The 18,078-nt window shown below is 40.7% G+C and carries 14 protein-coding genes and 1 other annotated feature; of the genes, 2 read left to right on the top strand and 12 right to left on the bottom strand.

The features are described from left to right. Positions 1–24: 24 nt before the first annotated feature. The 6 genes from PTI45_RS09320 to PTI45_RS09295 all read right to left on the bottom strand — a co-directional run bounded on the left by PTI45_RS09320 (position 25) and on the right by PTI45_RS09295 (position 4,497). Positions 25–936 (bottom strand): RluA family pseudouridine synthase, encoded by a 912-nt coding sequence (locus PTI45_RS09320; protein ID WP_069327298.1) that lies wholly within the window; start codon positions 934–936, stop codon positions 25–27. A gap of 84 nt (positions 937–1,020) precedes the next feature. Continuing rightward, positions 1,021–1,587, bottom strand: coding sequence for a cob(I)yrinic acid a,c-diamide adenosyltransferase (locus tag PTI45_RS09315; RefSeq protein ID WP_069327280.1), 567 nt, complete (start codon positions 1,585–1,587; stop codon positions 1,021–1,023). 31 nt (positions 1,588–1,618) lie between these two features. After that, positions 1,619–2,164, bottom strand: coding sequence for a hypothetical protein (locus PTI45_RS09310; protein ID WP_083243437.1), 546 nt, complete (start codon positions 2,162–2,164; stop codon positions 1,619–1,621). A gap of 170 nt (positions 2,165–2,334) precedes the next feature. Further along, positions 2,335–2,541, bottom strand: a complete 207-nt coding sequence (locus tag PTI45_RS09305; RefSeq protein WP_241669322.1) for an aspartyl-phosphate phosphatase Spo0E family protein — start codon at positions 2,539–2,541, stop codon at positions 2,335–2,337. Positions 2,542–2,703: 162 nt separating this feature from the next. Continuing rightward, complete coding sequence (locus PTI45_RS09300; protein WP_069327278.1) at positions 2,704–3,906, bottom strand: aminotransferase class I/II-fold pyridoxal phosphate-dependent enzyme; 1,203 nt, start codon at positions 3,904–3,906, stop codon at positions 2,704–2,706. A gap of 90 nt (positions 3,907–3,996) precedes the next feature. Next, positions 3,997–4,497: an Lrp/AsnC family transcriptional regulator gene (locus PTI45_RS09295; protein WP_069327277.1), complete on the bottom strand. Its 501-nt coding sequence runs from the start codon at positions 4,495–4,497 to the stop codon at positions 3,997–3,999. A 229-nt stretch (positions 4,498–4,726) separates the two neighbouring features. Between PTI45_RS09295 and PTI45_RS09290 the strand changes: the two genes are divergently transcribed. Further along, on the top strand, positions 4,727–5,977 hold the full coding sequence (locus PTI45_RS09290; protein ID WP_069327276.1) for an NAD(P)/FAD-dependent oxidoreductase: 1,251 nt from the start codon (positions 4,727–4,729) through the stop codon (positions 5,975–5,977). A gap of 75 nt (positions 5,978–6,052) precedes the next feature. On the opposite strand, the gene PTI45_RS09285 is transcribed toward PTI45_RS09290, so the two are convergent. From PTI45_RS09285 to PTI45_RS09275, 3 genes are all read right to left on the bottom strand, one after another. Next, complete coding sequence (locus PTI45_RS09285) at positions 6,053–6,673, bottom strand: hypothetical protein (RefSeq protein WP_069327275.1); 621 nt, start codon at positions 6,671–6,673, stop codon at positions 6,053–6,055. 41 nt (positions 6,674–6,714) lie between these two features. After that, positions 6,715–7,113 carry a DUF350 domain-containing protein gene (locus tag PTI45_RS09280; RefSeq protein ID WP_083243439.1) on the bottom strand — a complete coding sequence of 133 codons (399 nt, stop codon included), beginning with the start codon at positions 7,111–7,113 and terminating at the stop codon, positions 6,715–6,717. A gap of 107 nt (positions 7,114–7,220) precedes the next feature. Further along, positions 7,221–9,593, bottom strand: a complete 2,373-nt coding sequence (locus tag PTI45_RS09275; RefSeq protein ID WP_069327273.1) for an endonuclease MutS2 — start codon at positions 9,591–9,593, stop codon at positions 7,221–7,223. A gap of 248 nt (positions 9,594–9,841) precedes the next feature. Between PTI45_RS09275 and PTI45_RS09270 the strand changes: the two genes are divergently transcribed. Then, positions 9,842–10,288: a cytochrome c oxidase subunit II gene (locus PTI45_RS09270; protein WP_245703465.1), complete on the top strand. Its 447-nt coding sequence runs from the start codon at positions 9,842–9,844 to the stop codon at positions 10,286–10,288. Between the two features lie 89 nt (positions 10,289–10,377). Here the strand turns inward: PTI45_RS09270 and zapA are convergent, their stop codons facing one another. The 3 genes from zapA to pheS all read right to left on the bottom strand — a co-directional run bounded on the left by zapA (position 10,378) and on the right by pheS (position 17,672). Further along, on the bottom strand, positions 10,378–14,016 hold the full coding sequence (gene zapA, locus PTI45_RS09265; RefSeq protein WP_069327272.1) for a cell division protein ZapA: 3,639 nt from the start codon (positions 14,014–14,016) through the stop codon (positions 10,378–10,380). A gap of 181 nt (positions 14,017–14,197) precedes the next feature. Beyond that, positions 14,198–16,639 (bottom strand): phenylalanine--tRNA ligase subunit beta, encoded by a 2,442-nt coding sequence (gene pheT / locus PTI45_RS09260; RefSeq protein ID WP_069327271.1) that lies wholly within the window; start codon positions 16,637–16,639, stop codon positions 14,198–14,200. A 19-nt stretch (positions 16,640–16,658) separates the two neighbouring features. Then, positions 16,659–17,672: a phenylalanine--tRNA ligase subunit alpha gene (gene pheS, locus PTI45_RS09255; protein WP_069327295.1), complete on the bottom strand. Its 1,014-nt coding sequence runs from the start codon at positions 17,670–17,672 to the stop codon at positions 16,659–16,661. A gap of 94 nt (positions 17,673–17,766) precedes the next feature. Further along, positions 17,767–18,069, bottom strand: a binding site (T-box leader). Positions 18,070–18,078: the final 9 nt, after the last annotated feature.

The following is an 18,078-nucleotide window of genomic DNA, read 5'->3' as shown; positions in this document are numbered from 1 at the left end:
AATTAAATTTATATATATATTATACTAAATTTCCAGTCCTCGTAATTCTGCATCCAGGTTAGCCAAATCTTCTGGTAAAGGAGCTTGAAAAAGCATCTCTTCGCCTGTAACAGGATGAACAAAACCTAATTCAACCGCATGTAATGCCTGTCTCCCTGCCAGTTGATCAAGTTGCGATATCGATGTAGATACATCTAAGTTCTTGTCTGGTCGTGCATAACCATACAACCGATCTCCTACAAGTGGACAACCAATATGCTTCATATGTACTCGAATCTGATGAGTACGTCCCGTTTCTAATTCCAATTCAACCAAGGCTATATCTCGATCTGCAAAAGATTCTAGCACTTGATACCGAGTGGCTGCGGCATATCCATCTGGAGTGACTACACGCATATAAGGTTCGATCAGATCACGATCTATTGCCCCTTCTATTCTGCCTTGCGATACAGTCGGAATATGATGCACATATGCATGATACCTTTTCTGCACCGAATGATTGATCATTTGCTCGGAAATGTGTTGATGTGCATATGGATTTTTAGCGATAGCCAGCACACCCGATGTATCCTGATCTAAACGATGCACAGGACGAAAACGGAATTTCTCTCCACGTTCTTGCCAGTAATGCACAACACCATTTGCCAGCGTATCGGTATAATGTCCACTGGTAGGATGCACAATTACGCCTGCTTTTTTGTTCACAATCAATAGATGCTGATCTTCATAGATCACATCAATCTGCTGAACTTGTGGCAGAATATCATCGGATTGTTCACGTTCCATCCGAATCTCTAACTTATCGCCAGCCTGCACTTTGGTACTAACATAGACATGCTGACCATTGAGCATCACACCTTGATCCGTCATTTTGAGACGGGATAATAATTTACGTGAAATTCCCATCCGCTTTTGCATAATATTTTTAAGAATCATACCTTCATCTTGCGGTTGTATAATATACAGTATTGGATCGTAATAATCATTCGTTTCGTGTTTAGCATTAATCACAATAATCCCTCAATCACGGCGAAATACTTTTTGACTGCGAATATATTCAATATCTGTTAGGCCTGAACGTACATTGGCGGTACGAGCAATCACAAAAAAATAATCCGACAGTCGATTTAAGTATTTACGCACATTTATATTAATATTTGTTATTGCACCTAAGGTAACCACTCGTCGCTCTGCACGCCGACATACCGTACGGCACACATGTAGTGAAGCGGCTAATGGATGTCCGCCAGGCAAAATAAAGCGCTCTATTGGAGGATTTTCAGTCTCATATTGATCGATCCATTGTTCCAGTTGATCTACTAACTCCGCATGAACTTTATATTTACTTTCGTCTAATGCTACAAAAGCCAGATCAGCTCCACAATCGAACAACTCATGCTGAATCGCTAACAATTGTTCTCGTACATCGGCAAAAGATTCTCCTTCTGCCATTGCCAGTGCTTGACCTACAAAGCTATTGAGTTCATCAATCGTCCCATAAGCTTCGACACGAGCATCGTCTTTACTCACTCTACCACCGATTACTGAAGTCTGTCCTTCATCACCTGTGCGTGTATAAATATTCATTTGTAGCCCTCCCCTCGATGATAAAGCGATATTATTCTGTCATAGCTTTTAAGATTTTGAGAGATTTATTATAATCTGCAAAAACAGGAATCGCTGCATACAGATTATCCGGTGTATATTTGATTTTTTTGAACATACTCATTTGATCGACAGGAATCGAGAATAGATGCTTTTCTTGTTGATCTACATCTTCTTCAGATACGCTACCCATCGTTACACCACGCGAATACTTTTTGGAATCAAAATCTTTATCCAACATTACATGTCCACCATTAACCGAATAAGCTTTCATATCGTTCTCTGGCAAAATAATAATATCATCCTGACGATCCACATATTCTAGCGTTAATTTTTCAGCGGAGTAAATCGGTGTTGTATTCACAGTTACTTTCATCGTGCTACCTAGCTTGGTTTGCAACTCTTGTTTGACTTGTTCTGCTAGCTCTTGCGAGAATCCTTCACTGCCCATAATAAAGACAGTCACTTGATTAGGATCTTTCGGTTGATCTCCACCACAAGCGGTCAGCAGAAATACTATACTCATGCTTAACAGTAATCCTTTTATACACAATTTCACCGAACGTTCCTCCTTCAATTCACTATATCCCATCATACCACAGCTATTTGACGTAAAAAAAGAAGCTCCTCTGTAAGGACCCCCTGTTGATTTAGGCTATACCTAATTATAGTAAGCACTTCTCATATGATGGATTCATCAGTCACTTGCAAAAAGAACTCTAAACGTTATTAACGTTTTTGATGAGAGCGCATATATTCATTAATTTTCAAGTCTAATAACATACTAATCTCAATCACTAACTCCGATGTGAACGATTGTTCTTCCAGAAATAGTTGTTCCATTCGCGTACGAAGTACATAAATTTCATCCTCTAGGGAAAGTATCTGTGAGGACTCTCCTGAGGACGTTGACCATACTTCATTATTCTCAGCAATAATATGTCCGCGATATTCTGGCAAATTATATTCGGCACAATACAAACAATCCCCTCCCTTGAGACATGATTTCCTGCTTCCAAAGACCCATTATATCATAGGATCGAGCAAATGAAAGCAGGAAAATTGTTAATTCAAGGAAAAAAGAAGATTATGTGACAATTATTTTATTTTAGCTACAAAGGAACCTATTCTTTCCAATGCTTCACTTAATTGTGCGACAGATGTAGCATAAGAACAGCGAATAAATCCTTCTCCACCTAGTCCAAAAACAGTGCCCGGAACTGCTGCAACTTTGCCCTCAACCAGAAGCTGTTGCGCGAACTCTTCCGAAGTCAGCCCTGTATTCTGAATACTTGGAAAAGCATAAAAAGCACCTTGAGGTTCATGACATTCTAGACCGATACTCCGGAATCCATCGACAATCAGACGGCGACGACGATTATACGACTCGACCATCTTATCTTTTTCACCTAATCCATTTGTTAAAGCTTCAAGTGCTGCCACTTGTCCCATTACAGGAGCACACATTACTGTGTATTGGTGAATTTTGAGCATCGCTGAAATCAAATCACGATGTCCGCAAGCATAACCCATCCGCCAGCCGGTCATCGCAAAAGCTTTGGAAAATCCACTAACCAAAATCGTCCGTTCTTGCATACCCGGTACAGATGCAAAGCTAACATGCTTGGTGCCATACGTCAGTTCAGCATAAATTTCATCTGAAATTACTATCAGATCATGCTTTTCTACCACTTTAGCGATCGGCAACCAATCTTCATAGGTCATAATCGCACCTGTTGGATTACTTGGATAGCACAAAATCAAAATTTTGGAACGTGGCGTAATCTGTGCTTCAAGTGCTTCCGCTGTTAATTTGAAATTGTCTTTAGCAAAGGTCTCAATACCAACAGGGATACCTCCACCAATCGCTGTAATCGGTGAATAAGAGATATAACAAGGTTCAGGGATTAGAATCTCATCACCCGGTGTAATCAATGCACGAAGAGCTAAATCGATCGCTTCACTACCACCGACAGTAACCAGAATCTCGTCTTTGGGATCGTATGCGGTTTTAAATTCATTTTCCAGATAACCTGAAATAGCTTCACGAAGTTCAGGCATTCCGGCATTAGACGTATAACGTGTATATCCACGCTCTAACGAATAGACGCATGCTTCACGTACATGCCACGGTGTAATAAAATCAGGTTCCCCTACACCTAACGTAATAATATCTTTACTTGCACTCACCAGATCAAAAAACTTCCGAATACCGGAAGGCTTAATATCTTGAACCAATGGAGAAAGGTAAGAAGTCATAGACTTGGATGATCCGGTCTGTTGTTCATTATTCACAATCATGGCAATCCTCTTCCTTCAGCGCTTTATAATCTAAGCGCGATTTCTTCTACTCTTATCTAATATAGATGGGTATAACGATATTGGTTACGTTTATGGAGAAATGATCAGGCGTCGGTCATCTTCATGTTCTTCGAAGATAATGCCATCCTGCTTATATTTTTTAAGTATAAAGTGAGTTTTGGTAGACAATACCGATTCAATAGGAGATAAACGATCTGAAACGAAGCTTGCTACTTCTTTCAAATTGGTTCCTTCGACTTCAACTAGAAGATCATACGCGCCAGACATTAAATAGACCGATTTTACTTGTGGATACAAATAAATGCGTTCTGCTATTCCTTCAAATCCTCTACCACGTTCCGGTGTAATCTGTACTTCGATTAATGCTGTGACTTTCTCATCATCGACTTTACTCCAGTTCACCACAGATGTGTATTTCACAATCACATGCTCATCTTCTAATTCACGAATCGCTTGAGTCACTTCTGCTTCATCGACACCAAGTAAGGTAGAAAGAAGTTGTGGTGTGCGTCTTGCATCTTCTTTTAACAAATCTAATATTTGTAATTTAAGGTCGCTCAATTCTTTCATAACGTAATAGCCTCCAAGTGCGCAAGATTAATCATAAGTATGACATGAATCGCCCATTTCTGCCAACCCTTTGATTTGATCATTGACTGCTGCTGACCTGCTTCTATACTTCTGTCAAACGATTATCTGAGCGAACTGCTTCAAGGGGATAACAATCAGGTTACTTAATCTTATTACTTAGACAGTCAGCATAGGTAGTACATTATTATACCTTGAGGAGCGAAACATTATGGATCTGCACACTAACCGTACCGCATGGGACAAAACTTTACCTGAATCTGAAACTCCGAAATATCAAGCGTTACATGACAATATTTCCTGTGATGTACTTATTATTGGTGGCGGAATGGGTGGAGCTTTATCAGCACGTGAACTTGCACACCGAGGTATCAATGTAGTACTTGTTGAAAAATCAAAAATCGGTCAAGGTAGCTCTGTTGCCAATACCGGTTTACTTCAATATACGAATGATAAAATGATGACTTCCTGTATTAATACATTTGGTGAACAAAATGGTGTACTATTCTACCGCCTGTGCCAACAAGCGATGGAATATCTGATCGATATTGCTCCAACATTACCGATCGATGCCCAATTAATCCCACGCAGTAGTCTATATTATGCAAGTAATCCAGAAGATGTACCTGCGCTCAAAGAAGAGTATGAAAATCTAAAACGTTTTGGATTTGAAGCAGAATACTGGAATGAAGAAGAAATTGCGAAGCGTTTCTCTTTTCAAAAAGCTGGCGGATTGTACACTCATGGTGACGCTGAAGTAAATCCATATCGCTTTATCCATGCATTGATGGCAGATGCGATGAACCATGGAGCACAGTTATATGAAGGTGTTGAAATTACGAATCATGTGGCAGACGATACAGGAGTGACCTGTTATGCAGGCGATATTGCTATTCGTGCTCGTACTGTAATTTATGCAACAGGTTATGCGACCCAAGAAATGAAAAAAGAACGCGGTGCTTTTCTAGAAACCACTTATGCGATTATGACTAATCCTGTAGAAAGCTGGGAAGGTTGGCATGAACAAAGTATGGTCTGGGAAACGACTCGTCCTTACCTTTATATGAGAACCACTGCGGATAATCGGATTGTAGTCGGTGGATTGGATGAGCCTTTTACTGATCCTGAATGGCGTGACGTCCGAATGGTAAAACAATCGCAAAAATTACTGGAAGAAGTACAGACATTATTTCCAAATGTAGGCGAGTTGTCAATCGATTATGCTTGGGCAGCTGTATTTGGTTCCAGCCGTGATGGATTGCCTTATATCGGTGGACATCCAGATTATCCTCACTGTTACTTTGTAGAAGGATATGGTGGTAATGGAACAGTGTATAGCGCTATTGCAGCCCAATTACTAGCGGATACAATCACTGGAATCGAACGTCCTGAATTAGAACTGTTTGGCTTAACACGTACAACCAAGCCTTCTCCTGCAACAGTTGACGATATTGTTGTGTAATTGATAGCAAAAAGCTCTTATCCTCAACCATCATCGGGTCGAGAATAAGAGCTTTTTATATAACATTTGAATGGCTTATTGTTCGTTAAGATTGGTAATTTTATCAATAATCGCTACACGCTCATCTTCGCACAGACTTTGATGAACATGGAAGCAACTTGGACAGACATATACATTGACTTTAAATGTAGAAGGTAAGATCGCAACATTATTAGCTGTTGCAGGCAAAGGAGTAAATCCAGTTCCGCCCATCTCTTGCGTTCCTGCAAGCAACATATATTCCTGACAATGCGGACATTGTGGAATCTCTTCTTGTTGATCGAGCAATTGTTCTACATTTTCTTCATATTGCACCATATTAAAGTTCTCATCACCATACTGCTCAATCGTTTTGAGTGAAGATAGACTTGGTTGTGTAAATAGCTCCGCATCATTTAACAGACTGGTCGCACGTGATGCAAACGATTGTTGCTGTTCTTCTTGCGGAGCAACAGGGGCTACAGGAGCTCTACGAACTTCAGCAGGTGGCTTCTGTCCGCCTTCAACATATTCCTCATCTTCGTCTTCATCTAAAGCAATATTAAGCGTACGATAACCATTTAATTCATTATGACAGTGCGGGCACAATTCTTCCGGTCCAAATTCGGGGTCCCATACAATCTCACTATCGCACCAAGGACATATTGTTGTATCCATGTTGTAATTCCTCTCATCGCTTATATTTCTGTTCAAGCTTATTATAAAATAGTTGCCCCTATCACGTACGATAAGGATATAGAGATAATCATAGAGATTAAGCCAACAGCTTTGTTATCGGCTGCAATCTCTTCATCAATCTTAAATACAGGTGTCAAAAATTCAAATATAAAGTAAGCCGCTAGCAGTAAAAGAAAACCGATCACAGACCATCCAAGACTTTCATAGACTGTACTATGCGCTTCGATCGAAAAACGCATAATATTACAAATCCCAAAAATCTTACCGCCTGTTGCCATCGCGACAGCTAAATTACCGCGTCTTATTTCATCCCAGCACTTATATTTGGCGACCATTTCGAAACACCATAAAAATACGATAAGCTGTAGTACAGCTACCGAGAAAAAACCGATCATCATCCCGACCGGATGTGCAAGCATCGGATCAATATAATCTTTCACGCTACCTCATAGCCCCTTCCGGTACTGAAATCATCTACAGACATTTCTATTCATTACGCATGAATGCTGCAATGGTTTCAGCCGGATTATTTCAATACGGCTACAGTTACGCCGTTACCGCCTTCGTTATATTCACCAGTACGGAAACTTTTGACATGCTTATGACGACGTAAGAAATCTTGAATCCCTGTTCTCAGTACGCCTGTGCCTTTACCATGGATGATATAGATTTGCCCTAGATTAGCCAAAAAAGCTTCATCTAGAAAACGATCCACTTCCATTAATCCTTCTTCTACATTCGCACCCCGTAGGTCTAGCTCAGAACGCATATTATCTTCGCGTGACCGTTTGATCGTTGTTGCTTTCTTCTGAGGCTGTGCATTGATCGTAGCGGCTGACTGCACTAATTCTAGATCACTTAATGCTACTTTCATTTTCAAAATACCCATTTGTACGACAGCTTCTTTGGTACCTGATAATTCTACGATATGTCCACGTTGATTCAGACTATAGACCATAACATCATCGCCAGGACCCAGTGGTTTTACTTTTTTCGCTTCGGTTGAAGACGTTGATTTCTTCTTCGTACGTTGCCCTGGAGTCGCATCATCCAATTGCTTACGAGCTGCAATCAGCTTATGATCTTTCACAGCTGCTCCTTCTTCTTGAGCAAGCTGACGTAAAGAGCGAATCACTTCATCGGCTTCTTTGCGTGCTTTTTCGATAATTTCACGTGCTTCTTCATCGGCTTTTTCCAGACGTTTGTCCCGTTGTTCTTCTAATTTGGCAAGATCACGCTCATAACGACCACGTAATTTCTCCATATCCGATCGTAACGTTGCTGCTGTATTGCGATCTTCTTCTGCACTCAGACGATTGCTTTCGAGAGAAGCGATCATATTTTCAACACGTTGATCTTCTTCGCCCACTTCACCACGAGCCACATCGAGAATCTTTTCAGATAATCCTAAGCGTGAAGCGATAGCAAATGCATTACTACGTCCCGGTACACCAATCAATAAGCGATACGTAGGGCTAAGTGTATTGACATCGAATTCCATACTCGCATTAATCACGCCTTTGCGATCATAAGCATAAGCTTTCAATTCGCTAAAGTGAGTCGTAGCAATCATACGACAACCTTGAGAATGAATATGTTCCAAAATCGCAATCGCCAATGCTGAACCTTCTGCGGGATCGGTTCCTGCTCCCAATTCATCAAATAGCACCAGACTTTTCGGTGTCATATGTTCTAGAATTGAAATAATATTGGTCATGTGACTTGAAAATGTACTCAGATTTTGTTCGATACTTTGTTCATCACCGATATCTGCATAGATTGCGTCAAACACACATAATTGACTGCCTTCATCTGCTGGAATAAATAGACCTGACATCGCCATCAGACTGAGTAATCCGACTGTTTTTAAGGTTACTGTTTTACCACCGGTATTCGGCCCGGTTACAATAATACTGGTATGTTCGTTACCCAGTTCCAGATCCGTAGGCACCACATGAGCAAGCGGAATCAATGGATGACGTGCTTTTTTTAATTTCAAAAATCCACGGTCATTCATCTTCGGCATTGTAGCGTCCATCGAACGAGCTAATTTAGCTTTGGCAAAAATAAAATCAAGGTCTGCCAAAATATCAATATCATAATTCAGCAATTCGACTTGATCGGATACTTGCGCAGTGAGTTTCTGCAAAATCACTTCGATCTCACGTTCTTCACGCAACTTCGCTTCACGTAGCTTATTGTTCATCGCTACAATCGCTTCAGGCTCAATAAATAATGTTGCTCCTGAACCCGACTGATCATGAACGATACCGCCAAAGTGAGCACGATACTCCGCTTTGACCGGAATGACAAAGCGATCGCCACGAATGGTGACTAATTGATCTTGCAACATTTTGGCTACACTTTGAGAACGAATCATACTATCCAGCTTCTCCCGAATACGTACTTCGCCTGAGCGTAGTTCACGACGTACTGCGGCAAGTTCAGGGCTTGCAGAATCCATCACATGAGCAGAATCATCGATACAAGCACGAATCGCTTTTTCCAGTGGACGTTGATCGGAGATCAGTTCTACTAGATCAGCTAGCATCGGTACAGGATTTTCTTCATGTACCATCTCAACATGGCGACGTGCACGTCTACCACCCATGATTGTATTTGCAATGCCTAATAATTCACTTGGATTCAGTGTTCCACCTATACGTGCACGACTAACCGCCGCACTAATATCAACGATTCCACCAAAAGGCGGTGTTCCTTTGAGGCGATCTACTAATGTCGCTTCATCCGTCGTTTGAAGTAATTTTTTAACATGCTCCAAATCCGTATCCGGTTGCAACGCCAGCGCTGTACGTTTACCGATCGAAGTGGCTGCATGTGAAGACAATGTATTCAAAATTTGACCATACTGCATGGTATGGAATATTTTTTCGTTCAACGTAATGACACTCCTCTAACTAACAAATTACTTTATAATATAATGCACTACTTCTTATTATACATCTAGACCAAATATTCACAAAATACTTAAATACCAAATGATACATTAGACTTATCATTTCTTTATTTAGCCATATTTGATTTAAATTTTGACCATATCGGTTACTCTTTATGTAGATCAGAGTTATACTATTTATGAATATTACGAACAACTATCATCATATATCACTATAGGAGGAATAATACATGTATACACCATCTAACCCTAATCACAAAATGAGTCATTATAAAAGAACACTAATCATCGTTAGTATGATGATCGCTGTTATGGTTCTTTTATCTGCTTGTGGTCAAAAAAATGAGTCTGCTACTAATCCACCACAAAGCGGTGTCACCGAGACCGGCGTAGCGCCTGCGGATGGTACAGAACAATTGATGATCAAAGCGACTAATTATGCATTTGATCAAAAAGAATACCATGTTAAAAAAGGGCAACCTGTACAGATCGTTTTTGAAAGTGTACAAGGTAATCACGGCGTGATGATTCCTGCTCTCAATGTCGATCTTGATTCTCAAAATACAACAGCAACCGTCACTCCACAAGAAGCAGGTCAATTCGATATTGCTTGCTCGATTATGTGTGGTTCTGGTCATAGCACAATGGTTGCCAAATTGATCGTAGATGAAGCTTAATCGACTGAACTCATTTTAGTAGCCAAAAAATCCCTTTCTGTTTCACTACACCAGTATACGTAGTGATAAGCAGAAAGGGATTTTGCTATCTAATTCTGATCCTGCTCGATCAATTCCATCCATTCATTGTACTCAATTTCCAAACGATGATGCTGTTCACGAAGCTGTTCAAGTTCACGGATAATACGTTCTTTCTCTTCACGCTGATCTTCCAGTTCAATATGAACCAATCTCAATTGATGTGAAGACACTTCATATTGTTGCAAAATTTCTTGCATTTCTTCAGACTTCTGCGCTTCTACTGTAGACAGTTGTCCTTGCTGTTCAAGCCATTCACGTTCTTGTTGTTCCAACTGTAAAATCTGTTGGGCTTGCTGTTGTTGAACTTGTTCTGTCTCCTGAATACGTTGTTGCCATTCATTTAACTCTTGACGCAACTGATGACTTTGCTGTTCTAAACGCCCGATTTCTTCCAAATATCCTTCTTCATTACGACTCACTGTCCGATAATCTTCTTCCAGTTGAGTATATCGGTTGTTCCATTGATCGATATGGGTATTCGCTTCTTGCAAAATATGCTCTTGTTGCCCGAGCTTATCTTGTAAAGAAACCAATTCTTGATTCAATGTTGCTACTTGAGCTTGTGCATCTTGATGATGTTGCTGTTCTTGTGACCATTGTGCTTGTACTGTATTCAGCTCATCTTCTTGTTCACTAACACGCTCACGCCACATTTCCATCTCTTCTTGAATCGTCGATTTCTGTTGCTGTAATTCTTGCAACTGATGAATACGCTCCGATTGCAATTCTTCCAAGTCCTGATATTGATATTCCAACATCTGACGTTGCTCTTCATTCACACGTAGTTGTTCTTCCAAATTCTCACGCTCGGCTTGAGCCGCTGTTAATTGAGCCTGAAGACGATGAGCCTCCTCTTCTTGTTGAGTAGAAAGGTCACGCCATGTTGTCGCTTCTTCTTCGGCTGTTGTCAGCTGTTGTTGGATACCTTCTAATTGTTGATGCAGTGTCGATTGCTGTGTTTCCAGTTGAGCACGTTGTTCTTCCAGTGCATGCAACTGCTCTTCCAACTGCTCAACCTGCTCACGAACTTGAGACGATTGGGCTTGAGCCTGCTCTACTTCTTGCTCTTGCTGGTTAGACAGTTCACGCCACGTGTCTGCTTCTTCTTGTGCACTGATCAACTCTTGCTGTGTCTGCTGAAGTTGTTGATTCAGAGCGATATGTTGCTCTTCTAACTGTACTCTCTGTTGTTCTACTGTACGCGCTTGTTCTTGAGTGTCTACTAATTCCGATTGAATCCGCTGGGCTTCTTGCTCTTGCTGTCCAGATAGCTCACGCCATGTATCTGCTTCTTCTTGAGCAACAGCTAATGTTTCTTTGATCTCTACTAATTGTTGACTGAGATCGGATTGCTGTTCTTCTAATGTGTGCACTTGCGCTTGCATAGCTTCATATTCTGCTTGTACAGCATCATACTGCTGTTGCAACAATACCCGTTGTTCTTGGCTATTTAATAATTCCATTTGCATTTGAGCTACTTCTTGTTCTTGTTGATCCGATAATTCACGCCAAGTAGTCGCTTCTTCTTGTGCAGTAGTTAATGTAGCTTGTAGTTCAGCTAGTTGTTGCTGTACATTCGATTGCTCTGTTTCCAGTACATGCACTTGATTTTCCAGATCATTACGTTCGGTCTGGATACGATTAGACTGTTGCTGTAATGCTGTATATTGTTCTTGCACCTGAGCTAGTTCGGCTTGAACTTGAGTCACTTCTTGTTCTTGTTGAGCAGATAACTCATGCCAAGTACTAACTTCTTCTTGCGTTACTGTTAATGTTTCTTGGAGTTCTACTAGTTGTTGCTGTAGATCGGACTGCTCTGTTTCCAGTACATGCACTTGATTTTCCAGATCATTACGCTCGGTCTGGATATGATCAGACTGTTGTTGTAATGTTGTATATTGTTCTTGCACTTGAGCTAATTCGGCTTGAACATCAGTCACTTCTTGTTCCTGTTGTCCCGATAATTCACGCCATGTACGCGCTTCTTCTTGTGTCCGTGTTAATGTTTCTTGAAGTGTAAATAATTGTTCATTCAGCTGAGTCTGTTGTTCTTGTAAAGTCTGTGCTTGATTCTGTAGTGATTCATGCTCCGTTCGTAATAATTCACTTGTTGCTTGTAAAGATTCATGTTCTGCATGCACAGTATCGTACTGCTGTTGCAGAGCTGTATATTGCTCTTGTACCTGTGCCAGTTCGGCTTGAACAGTCTGTAATTCTTGTTCTTGTTGTTCAGATAATTCGTGCCATGTAGATACTTCTTCTTGGATCGTTGTATTTTCTTGTCGTAGTTCTGTTAACTGCTGATCCAGTTCTGACTTCTGTTCTTCCAATTCACCCAGTTGTTCTTCGATTACCAAACGCTGCTCTTCGAGTACTACTTGCTGTTCTTGTGCTTCAGATAATTCGGCTTGAATACGTGCAACTTCCTGTTCTTGTTGACCGGACAGTTCACGCCACGTTTCCAATCTTTGCTTGGTTGCAGATACTTCGTTTTTGGCATCTGCTAATTGTTGATGCAAAATAGAGATTTGTTCTTTGGCAGCATTCGCTTGTTCTTCTAACGTATGACGTTGTTCTTGAACTTGAGTTAATTCGGCTTGTACTTTCTGTACTTCTTGCTCTTGTTGTTGCGCCAATTCATACCAGCGATTCGATTCCTCTTTGGATGATTCTATTTCTTGTTGCGCTGTATTCAATTGCTCTTGTACCTGTGTCAATTCTTGTTGAGACGTATTTAGTTGTTGTTCTAATCCTTGTTGTTGCTCTTGCAAAGTAGATAGATTTGTCTGAACAGTCTGCAACTCTTGTTCTTGTTGTACAGACAATTCACGCCATGTCTCTGATTCTTCTTGCGCTTCAGACAATTCTTTAGTGAGTAGCTGTTGCTGTTCTTCTAACGCTTTTAATTCAGTTAATGTGCGGTTATTATTTTCCTCCAGTTCGGCATGATCTTGTTGAATACGATCATGTTGTTGTTGTAAAAGCTGTACTTGCTCTTCTAACTCCATCACTCGCAAACTGGCAACTTCTTCATTTTCAGTCAAAAGGTTAATTTCACTGCGTAAATTTTCTGTTGTTTGTTGCAGATTCTGCTCTAGATCTACATTCGACTTCAATGCTTTTTGAAGTGCTTCTTCTGCTATTTTCCATTTATGCTGTATTTGTTCATTATTTAATTTGTGTTCTTGGTTTTGTTGTTGTAATTGTTTGTTTTGTCCTTCTGTCGACGTCAGCTTTTGCTGAGTCTGTGCCAATTGAGCCGATGTTTCTTTAATACTCTTTTGCAACTGTTCATTAGTACTGACTTGTTGTTTATTTTCCTGTTGCAATTTCTGTATTAATTCCTGTTGTTGCGTTTGTACAGTCTGTAGTTGCTCTAATTCTGTATTTAAACGCTGTTGCTCTGCAATCGCTTGATCAAATTCGGATTGGTTCACTTGAGCATTAATTGATTCTTCTGCCATGTGTACTGCTGCTAATACAGCCAATTTGGCTTTATCTAAATGGGAATGGGCTTGCGATATATCGTTCATATGCTCGTCTACATAACGAGCAATTTGTCTCATATAATCGGCACTCGTGCCAACTAATTTATAAGTTGTTCCATAAATATCCACGTTTACTCTAATGCGTTCGGGTGTCGTCACAATCGTGCCCTCCTTTACTTCTTCTGTTTATTCTAGTTGGATGTAGACAAAAAAGCCACATCGATTGTTATTCGATGCGACCCTTGTCAATTCCTGCTATAGTCCCTAACAAACATGATTCTTTAATAACAGAGTCATTTAAGTAGGGAATCTAAGCAGTATGATTATAGAGCAAAATGTATTATTTACGTAGTTCTGCACCAAATTGTTCAGATAATACAGTCAATACTTGATCATGCACAGCCGTTACTTCTTCATCTGTTAAGGTATGCTCAGCGTGACGATATACGATAGCAATCGCTACACTCTTCTTACCTTCGCCTACACGGTCGCCTGTGTACACATCAAAGACTTGTACCGTTTCTAACAATTCTTTCGCAGTCAAACGAATAGAAGCTAGTAATTCTCCTGCGGCTACTTCTTCCTTGATTACAACAGCAATATCACGTTGTACTGAAGGGTAACGTGGCAATTCGCTGTATACGATTTTCTCATCGGCTTCTTCATACAATGGAGCCAATTGAATCTCTGCGACATACGTATCTTCAAGATCGGATTCGCGCTGAATATCAGGATGAATCTGTCCAATCACACCAATCCATTGTTGCTGACTACCTACTTGTAAATATACAGAGGCAGAGCGTCCTGGATGGAATCCTTGTGGTTGATCTGCTTTGTACGTAATCAGTGATTGTAGTCCTAGATATTGAAGTAGACTTTCGAGTGCACCTTTAAGATCAAAGAAATCGACACGTTCGTTACCTGTATTCCATTGTGCTTGTTGGCGTCTACCTGTAAGTAGCAATCCAAGCAAAGGAACTTCTGTCGGTTGACGAGTCAATTCTTGCTCAGAACTGAAGAACGCACTTCCGATTTCAAATAAAGCTAGATTTTCCTGTTTACGATTGCGGTTAAATGAAGCTGTTTCTAACAACTGCGGAATCAACGTACTCCGTAGCACACTACGATCTTCACTCATCGGCATCGCAAGGGCAACTTGTTGTTGCTCTCCACGTAATTGCGGGAACAGATCATTTTTGGCTGGATGTGTGAACGAATACGTGATCGCTTCTTGATATCCACCATGAGTTAGCAAATGACGCACAGTACGACGCAAGCGTTGAGACTTGGTCAATGCTCCTGGTGTTGTTGTGCCTTCAATCGAAGTCGTTGGAATATTATCATATCCATATAAACGAGCTACTTCTTCGATTAAATCTACATCGCGTACAATATCACCACGACGTGTAGGAACACGTACTTCTAATAAGTCTTGTGCTACATCGCCATAAGGGAATTGAAGACGGGAGAAGATCGTTTTAATTTCAAGTAAAGACAATTCTGTACCTAAATAACGATTTAATTTGCTCAAAGATAACTGAAGTGTTTTCTCTTCTGCTACTTGTACCACTTCTTCTACAATACCTTCGTGAATCAATCCATGACCATAACGAACGATCAATTCAGCTGCACGATTAAGCGCTGGTACTATCGCAGACGGATCGACTTCTTTTTCAAAACGTTGACTCGCTTCTGAACGAAGCCCAAGACGACGTGATGTTTTGCGGATTGTTCCACCATCGAACTTAGCAGATTCTAGCAAAATATTAACAGTAGAGGCTGTCACTTCTGTATCAGCACCACCCATAACGCCAGCAAGGCCTACAGGCTGTCCACCACTTGTAATCAGTAACATACGATCATCTAATTTACGTTCTTGATCATCTAATGTGTTAAGAACTTCGCCTTCACGTGCCATCCGTACTTCAATTGCACCTTGATTTAATTTGTCTGCATCATAAGCATGTAGAGGTTGTCCGTATTCTAACATCACGAAGTTGGTAATATCGACAATATTACTAATCGGACGAATCCCTGCTGCAATCAGACGGTTTTGTAACCATAGTGGAGAAGCTCCAACTGTGATCCCGCTGATATAACGAGCTGAGAAGTGACTACATTGCTCTGTCGCTTCAATGTTTACCGAAATATGATCTGCCGCTGCATCACCAGCTTCTACAAAATTCAATTCTGGCAATTGTACATCACGACCTAGAATAGCGCCTACTTCATAAGCTGCACCTAGCATACTCAAGCAGTCAGAACGATTCGGTGTTAGATCGAAATCAAGTACAGCATCGTCCAAGCCAAGTAATTCTACAATCGGTGTACCGATTTCTGTATGTTCAGGTAGAACCAAAATACCTTCTTGTTGATCTTTAGGAAGCAATTTATCGTTAATACCTAGTTCTTTGGCAGAACAGATCATCCCTTGAGATAATACGCCACGCAACTTGGCTTTTTTGATATCCATACCGCCCGGTAATTTAGCACCTACAAGAGCGACTGGAACTTTTTGTCCAGCATCGATATTTTTAGCACCACATACGATCTGTAAGTCTTCACCTTGTCCGGCATCAATTACACAGACGTTTAATTTGTCTGCATCTGGATGCTTTTCTTTACTTTTCACATAACCAACAACAACGTTTGTAATCCCTTGATTACGGTATTCAACGCTATCGATTTCGATTCCAGAACGTGTAATGCGCTCTGCTAGTTCTTCTGGAGTGACTTGATCCAAAGAAACATATTGAGACAGCCATTGTGTAGATACTTTCACTGCTATTCACTCCTTTATATTAGATACGTGAGAATTGTTTAAGGAAACGCATATCGTTACTGTAGAAATGACGAATATCGTCAATACCGTATTTTAGAATAGCTATCCGTTCTACACCGATACCAAATGCAAATCCACTATATACTTCAGGGTCAAAACCGCCCATTTCTAACACTTTAGGATGAACCATACCGCAACCTAACACTTCGATCCAGATGCGTTCACCATTCTTTTTCACAAAGGTAACGTCAACTTCTACGCTAGGCTCTGTGAAAGGGAAAAAGCTAGGACGCAAACGAATTTCAGTAGACTCTCCGAACATTTCACGAGCAAATTGAAGTAATGTTCCTTTAAGATCACTCATACGAATCCCTTTATCAATCACCAATCCTTCGATTTGGAAAAATTGGAAAGAGTGAGTCGCATCGTCATCATCACGACGATATACAGCACCCGGGCAAATCACTTTCAAAGGTGCTTTTCCTTTAGCCGCTTCCATCGCACGAATCTGCACAGGAGAAGTATGGGTACGCATCAACAATTCATCGGTCAGATAGAAAGAATCTTGCATATCACGAGCAGGATGATTTTTTGGCAAATTCAATGCTTCAAAGTTATAATAATCACTTTCTGCTTGAGGACCTTCAGCTACGCTGTATCCCATGCCCAGGAAAATATCTTCCATTTGTTCGATTACTTTGTTGATCGGATGGATACCGCCTTGTGGCAATCCACGACCAGGCAATGTCACATCGATTTTTTCAGCAGCAAGACGTTCGTTGGTCTCTGCACGTACAAATTCTTCTTGTTTGCGATTGATCACTTCTTCGATCGCTTCACGCACTTCATTAGCCACTTGACCCACAACAGGACGTTCTTCAGCACTAAGCTTACCCATACCACGTAAAACTTCGGTTAAAGCTCCTTTTTTACCAGAGTATTTAACACGTAGATCTGCTAGTTCTTTCGGTGTGGCTACTTTTTCTAATACTTCCAGTGCTTCGGATTTCAAAGCAAGCAAATGTTCTTGCATTTGGACGATTTCGCTCATCGTTGTTAAGCCCCTTTCTTCCTATCACGCAGTGTGTAAACCTTATTAAAACAACAAAAAAAGGCCTTCTCTCCCCTTAAGGGACGAAAAGACCGTGGTACCACCCTTGTTAGAAATTTATAATCTGTATCTCAATATAGAGTCTCCTCTAAATCAATCACATGTAGATTATAAGCTTCTCGCTCGAAACGACGATAACGGATCGTTACACCGGCTATTCCTAATCTATAGATCAGCTTAATCATACAGCTCACTTATATTTCAGAACGCTGCTCCAGAGTGAACTTCAACAGTCTGCTTCTGTAAAAATGCTCTCAATCTAATGGCATTTTCTCCCTGTACGACAGTACTGTTTACTCTTCTCTTTCGTTGCAGATGTCATAGTGAA

It is taken from the genome of Paenibacillus nuruki, from assembly GCF_001721045.1.
Lineage (GTDB): Bacteria > Bacillota > Bacilli > Paenibacillales > Paenibacillaceae > Saccharibacillus > Saccharibacillus nuruki.
This window is presented reverse-complemented; position numbering and strand designations above follow the sequence as displayed.

Excerpts from the sequence above, each read along its gene's own strand:
- PTI45_RS09285 (WP_069327275.1), bottom strand. The coding sequence starts at position 6,673 with ATGGATACAACAATATGTCCTTGGTGCGATAGTGAGATTGTATGGGAC.
- PTI45_RS09295 (WP_069327277.1), bottom strand. The coding sequence starts at position 4,497 with ATGAAAGAATTGAGCGACCTTAAATTACAAATATTAGATTTGTTAAAA.
- pheS (WP_069327295.1), bottom strand. The coding sequence starts at position 17,672 with ATGCAAGAACATTTGCTTGCTTTGAAATCCGAAGCACTGGAAGTATTA.
- PTI45_RS09290 (WP_069327276.1), top strand. The coding sequence starts at position 4,727 with ATGGATCTGCACACTAACCGTACCGCATGGGACAAAACTTTACCTGAA.
- PTI45_RS09300 (WP_069327278.1), bottom strand. The coding sequence starts at position 3,906 with ATGATTGTGAATAATGAACAACAGACCGGATCATCCAAGTCTATGACT.
- PTI45_RS09280 (WP_083243439.1), bottom strand. The coding sequence starts at position 7,113 with ATGCTTGCACATCCGGTCGGGATGATGATCGGTTTTTTCTCGGTAGCT.
- PTI45_RS09315 (WP_069327280.1), bottom strand. The coding sequence starts at position 1,587 with ATGAATATTTATACACGCACAGGTGATGAAGGACAGACTTCAGTAATC.
- PTI45_RS09270 (WP_245703465.1), top strand. The coding sequence starts at position 9,842 with ATGTATACACCATCTAACCCTAATCACAAAATGAGTCATTATAAAAGA.
- PTI45_RS09320 (WP_069327298.1), bottom strand. The coding sequence starts at position 936 with ATGATTCTTAAAAATATTATGCAAAAGCGGATGGGAATTTCACGTAAA.